A 6,146-nucleotide genomic window follows, 5' to 3' on the forward strand; every position below is an offset into this window, starting at 1 on the left:
CGGTCCTCGCTTCGCCCGCGGCGTCCTTCGGCTTGGCAGCGGCCTTTTCGCCGTCGGGCTTCTTTGCCGCGACATGCACCTTCTTGCCGCGCCGATTGGGCGGGGTCTGGCTCGCCGTGTCGGCAGCGACGGCGGCGATCAGCGCCGTGCCGGTCCGGGTCGGGCCGGTATAGACCACGACCGGCTCCGACGGGGCGGCCTCCGCTGCGAGCATCTCCGCGGGCTTCAGTGTCTGCTGCTGCAGGCCGGCCAGCAGCGCGCCGCTGGGCGACTGGTCCGGCGAACTCGCCACCGTGTCCTCGTCCTCGTCGCTGGCGGGCTTGTGGCGATGTCCGCCGCACACTTCATCGTGCAGATCCGGCGGCGGGACATCTGCCGGCACTAGGCTGTCCACCGTGCCGAGCGAGGGTTTGAGAAAGCTCAGCGCCGAGCCGTTGAAGCCGCGGTCGAGCATCTGCATCGCGCGCAGCGAGCGCGCCTTGCCGGAGGAGGCGCCGAGCACGACCGCGATCAGCCGGCGGCCATTGCGGGTCGCGGATGCCACCAGATTGTAGCCCGAGGCGCAGATGAAGCCGGTCTTGAAGCCGTCGGCGCCGGGATAGCGGCCGATCAGCTTGTTGAAATTCTGCACCACCCGACGGCCGTAGCGGATCGAGGGAATGTGCACGAAATATTCGTATTGCGGCAGGTCATGGATGATCGCGCGGGCCAGGATCGCGAGGTCGCGCGCCGAGGTGATCTGAGCGTCGTCGGGCAAGCCGTTCGGATTGACATAGTTGGTCTGCGTCATGCCGAGCTGGCGCGCGGTGTCGTTCATCATCGCCGAGAATCCGTCGATCGAGCCGCCGACACCTTCGGCCAGCACCACTGCCATGTCGTTGGCGGACTTCACCAGCATCATCTTCAGCGCGTTGTCGACGGTGACCTGCGTGCCAGGCCGGAAGCCCATCTTCGATGGCGACTGCGACGACGCCAGCGGCGACACCGTGAACAGGGTGTCGAACGTGATCTTGCCATCCTTGACCGCCTTCAACGTGACGTAGGCCGTCATCAGCTTGCTCAGCGAAGCGGGATGCCAGGGCACGGTGGCGTTCTGTGCTTCCAGCACCTTGCCGCTCTCGGCCTCGACCAGCAGCAGCGCCTCGGCGCGCGCGACGTTGGTGCCGGCGAACGCCAGCACGGCAACGAGCATGATGAATTTGAGCGGCGAAAGACCAAGCAACGAGCGAAGTGGCTGCACTATCGGATTCCGGTCCTTTGAGACCCGCCTCATGAACGGAGGAGGGCAATCTGATGGTCGGGTTTCAAGCGTGTCCGGTGCCGCAACGACGATCACTCGGCTGGTGTTCCCTTGGCTGCCCGACATTCGCTGATATGCCGTCGAGCGAATGAATGGCGACGCAACACCAGTCACGGCCGGCGCAAACTATACCGGCCTGCCGCTTCGGAACAGAGCCAAGCCGTTCAATTCCACGATCGAATGTCGCACGTTGCTCACATCACCGGGCTTGTACTGTCCGGTCTGGCGATGGTCGCGCGCGCCTCCTCCTGGACCATGAATTGAGCTCTGGCGAGTTCCGCGAAATGACCGCCTTTCGCGACAAGTTCATCGAAAGTTCCGGTTTCGGTCACGCGTCCCGCCTCGAAGACCAGGATCCGCGTCGCGTTGCGAATGGTCGACAGCCGATGCGCGATCACGAAGGTGGTGCGCCCCTTCATGACCTCGTCAAGCGCCGCGTTGACCTTGGCCTCGGTCACCGCGTCGAGCGCGCTGGTGGCCTCGTCGAGAATCAGGATCGGCGGGTCCTTGAGCAGCGCGCGCGCGATCGACAGCCGTTGCCGCTCGCCGCCCGAGAGCATGCGGCCGCGCTCGCCGGCGTTGGTGTCAAAGCCCAGCTCGCCGCGTGTGATGAAATCAAGCGCCTGCGCCCGCGCGGCCGCGGTGCGCATCTCCTCTTCCGTGGCGTCAGGCTTGCCGATGAGGAGATTGTCTCGGATCGAGCGGTTGAACAACAGCGATTCCTGGAACACCACCCCAATGTTCCGTCGCAGCGCCGCGAGCTTCAACCCGCGCACATCCATGCCGTCGATCTTGATCAAGCCGGATTGCGGATCGAAGGCGCGATGCAATAGCGCAATTGCCGTTGACTTGCCGGCGCCGGTGGGGCCGACCAGCGCGATGGTCTGGCCAGGCAGCGCAGTGAACGACAGGTCTGCCACGGCCGGGCGCTTGCCGTCATAGGAGAACGAGACGTCGCTGAACTCGACCAGCCCGGAAAGGCGGCCAGTGTCCACGGCGTCAGGTCGATCGCGCACCGCCGGCACCGCGTCCAGCACCGTGAAGAACTCCTTCAGCCGCGGCGCTTCCATGAACACATTGTTGATGAAGGCGACGACCTGCTCGAGCTTCTGGATCAGCATGGTCGCGAACGAGACGAACATCACGATGTCGCCGACCGATGAGAGCCCTGAATCATGTAGCGCGATGCCGACGGCGAAGATCGCGAGTACGGTGATCGTGGTGGAGGCGCGGGTGATGACGGTGACCAGCGCCCACCAGCCGAGCACCGGCATCTGCACTGATAGCAATTGGGTGGAGACGGAGCGCAGGCTTTGCACCTCGGCGTCGATGCGCACGAAGCTTTGCACCAGCGCGACATTGCCGAGCGCGTCGGAGGCCCGCGCGGAGAGATCGCTGTAGTGCTCCTCCACCTCACTCTGCATGCTGAACGTCTTGCGCACCACGAATGTGGTCAGCGCGGTGAAGACGATGCAGAGCACGAACAGCAGGATCGCGAGCCGCCAGTTGAGATAGAGCGACAGCGGCAGCAGCACCACCACCGACATGATGGCGGCGAAATGCTCGCGGAAGAACGACAGCCACAGCCGCCACAGCGCGTCGGTACCGTTCAGCATCACCTTCATCAACCGCCCGGAATGGGTGCCGGCGTGGAAGGTGAGCGGAAGCTGCAGGATGTGCTCGAAATAGCTGGTCAGCACCGCCTGACGCTGGCGGTGGGCGAGCCGGTCGGCATGCAGCGCGACCGCAGCGCCCGCCATGATCGTGAACAGCCCGAACGCGGCCCACGCGGCCAGCAGAGGCCACGCGGAGCCGTCAGTGCTGCGACCCGACAAGGCGTCGACGATGCGGCCGAACAGCACCGGCTCAGCGAATTGCGCGCCGGCGAGCGCGAGATTGGCGATCGCCAGAATCCAGCCGAGGCGCGCCTCCTTGCCGAGCAATTGCAGAACGCGGGTGTAGAGGCGGAGCAGGGACATGGCAGCGATATCGTGTCATCCGGAGAGGGCTGTCGACCGGGCGGGCTCGGCCATTTACCCGGGACCGGCCGCTAGCGACAAGGCCTTAGCGAGCCATGGAGGCGGGCTTGCTTGGTCCTGCAGCGGGCACGTTCAACCGAAGCGCCCCGTCAGATCAGCGTCGGAAGAGGCGACTTTGCGATCGTGTCCGGCCGTTGTCCTGCCGCACGCGACCTGAACGCGCGATGAGCGCCGGCTGCGGCGTTTTGCTGCTGGCAGGACGGGAACCCGATCCCCATTCTTGAAATTGACTTTCCGAGACCATCGTAAGGAGGATCATGAGATGCTTGCACAACGCGGGATGTTTTCGCGGCTCGGCCGCGCCATGGCGCTGGCCACGGTTGCGGCCGTCGGCCTGACTGCAGTCGCGCCGTCGCTGGCCACAGCCGCGCCGGCCCGGAAGGACGTGACGGTGACCACTGGTCAGGCCGATGGCGGCGTGACCGACGTCAGCGCCCGCCACAGGGTCCATCGTCATTATCATGGTGGCGGCGGGGGCGCAGCCGCCGCTGCGGCGTTTGCCGGCATCGTCGGCACCGGGCTGGCGATCGCCGCGGAACAGAACCGGCGGGATTATTACGAGGACCACTATTATGGCCGGCCGGCCTATTACGGCCCCGGCTATTACAGCCCCGGCTATTATGGCGGTGGCCCGTATTATCGTGGCTGGTAGGCGAACTTCGTCCGCTGAAAATGCCCGCCGGTGCGTTTCGCGCCGGCGGATTTTACCTTTTGTGAGCCCGGTAATACGTCTGCCATGGCTTTCGACTAACGTATCGCCATGAGTGATTCGATCGCACGGCTCTATCAGGCGGTGTTGGCGGCCCGGGACCTTGATCCCGGCCGGTCGCGGACGGCCAAGCTGTTGCAGCGCGGCACCGCCAAGATGGCCAAGAAGCTTGCCGAGGAGGCCATCGAAGTTGCGATCGACGCAGTCAGCGGCGACGCCCAGGCCGTGGTCCGCGAGAGCGCCGATCTGATCTACAACCTCACGGTGCTGTGGGCGGAGACCGGGGTTCGCCCGGAGGACGTCTGGCGCGAGATGGAACGGCGCGAGCTGCTGCTCGGGATTGCCGAAAAGATGCCGAAACAGCCCGTGAAGGTTCCAAAAGCTGCTGTGCCGGCAAGGCCGCAACGGCGCCCCATTGTCGCGCTCGAGACCCGCTCGCTGCACAAGCGCCGCTAACCGCTTCAAAACATTCGCTCCCGCGCCATGGACAAATCGGCCGCGGTTTGCTTCATCGCGGCCATGCTCAGACGGATCTACGACTGGTGTATTGACGCCGCGCACAAGCCGCATGCCCTGTGGATCATGGCGGCGGTTGCGTTTGCCGAAAGCTCGTTCTTTCCGGTCCCGCCGGACGTGATGCTGATTCCGATGACGCTGGCGAAGCCGCAGCGGGCCTGGCTGTTCGCGGGCGTTTGCACCATCGCTTCGGTGATTGGCGGCCTGCTCGGTTACGCGATCGGCGCGCTGCTCTATGATTCCCTCGGGCAATGGCTGATCCATCTCTATGGGCTCGGAGACAAGGTCGAAGCGTTCCGGGCCTCCTACGCCGAGTGGGGTGCGCTGATCATCCTGCTCAAAGGCCTGACCCCGATCCCCTACAAGCTCGTGACCATCACGTCCGGCTTCGCCCGCTACAATCTCGGTCTGTTCGTGCTGTGTTCGATCGTGGCGCGGGGCGCGCGCTTCTTCATCGTGGCGGTGCTGCTCAATCGCTACGGCGAATGGATCAGGGTGCGGATCGAGAAGCATCTCGGCTTGTGGGTGGTGCTCGGCATCGCCGTGCTGGTGGCCGGCTTCATCATCGCCTTCAAGCTGATCTGAGCGGCACCCGGCATCGGCGCGATCGCTGCCGGTCAGCCGCGCTGCTCGCCATGACAGGCCGGTTGTCGTTATGCTTCTCCGGTCTGTCGATCTTTCTGGAACGGCTGTGCGATCGGCTCTTTCTGTCCATCCATTGCGGCTTGCGCTGGTATCCGTCGTCACCGCGCTGCTCGTCCTGCCGGCGCTGATCGGAGGCGCTGCGCCGGGCTGGGCGCAGAGCGGGCAGCAGTCACTGGGCCTGCAGGAGCAGGGAGCTCCGCCGTCGCCGCCGCCCGCGACACCCGAGCCGCAGCCACCACCGCCGGTGCGCCAGGATAATCCTGGCCTGTTCCAGGAAATGGGCAAGCTGTTCGACAAGATGCTGCCGCAGAAGAAGCCGGAGCAGGGAGGCGGCACCGCCAGCGCCCCGCCGCCGCCAAGCTCCGGCGATGCGACCAAGGGTATCGAAGATGCGTTGTCCCGGTTGAAGCCGTCGACGATGGTAACCGGGCGTTCGGCCTGTCCGCTCGCCGCGAACCGCACCCCGGACTGCAAGGCGGGCGCCGACAAGCTCTGCCAGAGCAAGGGCTACAAGGAAGGCAACAGCCTCAACACCGATGCGACCGAGAGCTGCTCGGCGAAGGTGTTGATTCCTGGCCGCGCGCGCAAGCCGGACGACTGCCGCACCGATACCTATGTGACTTCAGCGTTATGCCAATAGCGCGGCGGCGCTACGCCAACGATCGCGGCGGCGGCAGGCCGCGCAGACAGCGCTGGGCGCAAGATCGTTTAGCGCCAATCGTTGACCCGTGTCGATATGATTGCCTTGATGGCGCGCCATCTGGCATTCTGACGGACGGCCTTTTTGGCCTTCCACAAAGAGGAATTGCCGACATGTCCATGCCTGCCTTGTTCAAGGGCCGTCTATCCATTCCCGTGATCGGTTCGCCGCTGTTCATCATCTCCGTGCCCGATCTCGTGATCGCCCAGTGCAAGGCCGGCGTGGTCGGCGCGTTTC

At 65.0% G+C, this 6,146-nt stretch carries 6 protein-coding genes and 1 pseudogene; 5 read left to right on the forward strand and 2 right to left on the reverse strand.

Going from position 1 to position 6,146, the window contains the following annotated elements; all coding sequences use genetic code 11:
- Together WA702_RS29555 and WA702_RS29560 are read right to left on the reverse strand one after the other, a co-directional pair.
- Positions 1–1,240, reverse strand: a 1,240-nt coding sequence (locus WA702_RS29555) for a D-alanyl-D-alanine carboxypeptidase family protein (protein WP_425114072.1), incomplete at its 3' end; no start/stop codon positions are given.
- A 254-nt stretch (positions 1,241–1,494) separates the two neighbouring features.
- A complete protein-coding gene (locus WA702_RS29560) occupies positions 1,495–3,279 on the reverse strand; it encodes a glucan ABC transporter ATP-binding protein/ permease (protein ID WP_425114073.1) in 1,785 nt (594 codons plus the stop codon).
- A gap of 322 nt (positions 3,280–3,601) precedes the next feature.
- Between WA702_RS29560 and WA702_RS29565 the strand changes: the two genes are divergently transcribed.
- From WA702_RS29565 to WA702_RS29585, 5 genes and pseudogenes are all read left to right on the forward strand, one after another.
- Positions 3,602–3,991, forward strand: a complete 390-nt coding sequence (locus tag WA702_RS29565) for a hypothetical protein (RefSeq protein WP_425114074.1) — start codon at positions 3,602–3,604, stop codon at positions 3,989–3,991.
- 108 nt (positions 3,992–4,099) lie between these two features.
- Positions 4,100–4,504 carry a phosphoribosyl-ATP diphosphatase gene (hisE, locus tag WA702_RS29570; RefSeq protein ID WP_425114075.1) on the forward strand — a complete coding sequence of 135 codons (405 nt, stop codon included), beginning with the start codon at positions 4,100–4,102 and terminating at the stop codon, positions 4,502–4,504.
- Positions 4,505–4,567: 63 nt separating this feature from the next.
- Positions 4,568–5,149, forward strand: a complete 582-nt coding sequence (locus WA702_RS29575; protein ID WP_425114076.1) for a YqaA family protein — start codon at positions 4,568–4,570, stop codon at positions 5,147–5,149.
- 133 nt (positions 5,150–5,282) lie between these two features.
- Positions 5,283–5,849: a hypothetical protein gene (locus tag WA702_RS29580; RefSeq protein ID WP_425114077.1), complete on the forward strand. Its 567-nt coding sequence runs from the start codon at positions 5,283–5,285 to the stop codon at positions 5,847–5,849.
- Positions 5,850–6,022: 173 nt separating this feature from the next.
- A pseudogene (locus tag WA702_RS29585) lies at positions 6,023–6,146 on the forward strand (nitronate monooxygenase); the annotation flags it as partial.

This window comes from Bradyrhizobium sp. (genome assembly GCF_049798375.1).
GTDB lineage: Bacteria > Pseudomonadota > Alphaproteobacteria > Rhizobiales > Xanthobacteraceae > Bradyrhizobium.

Excerpts from the sequence above, each read along its gene's own strand:
- WA702_RS29565 (WP_425114074.1), top strand. The coding sequence starts at position 3,602 with ATGCTTGCACAACGCGGGATGTTTTCGCGGCTCGGCCGCGCCATGGCG.
- WA702_RS29560 (WP_425114073.1), bottom strand. The coding sequence starts at position 3,279 with ATGTCCCTGCTCCGCCTCTACACCCGCGTTCTGCAATTGCTCGGCAAG.
- WA702_RS29575 (WP_425114076.1), top strand. The coding sequence starts at position 4,568 with ATGCTCAGACGGATCTACGACTGGTGTATTGACGCCGCGCACAAGCCG.
- hisE (WP_425114075.1), top strand. The coding sequence starts at position 4,100 with ATGAGTGATTCGATCGCACGGCTCTATCAGGCGGTGTTGGCGGCCCGG.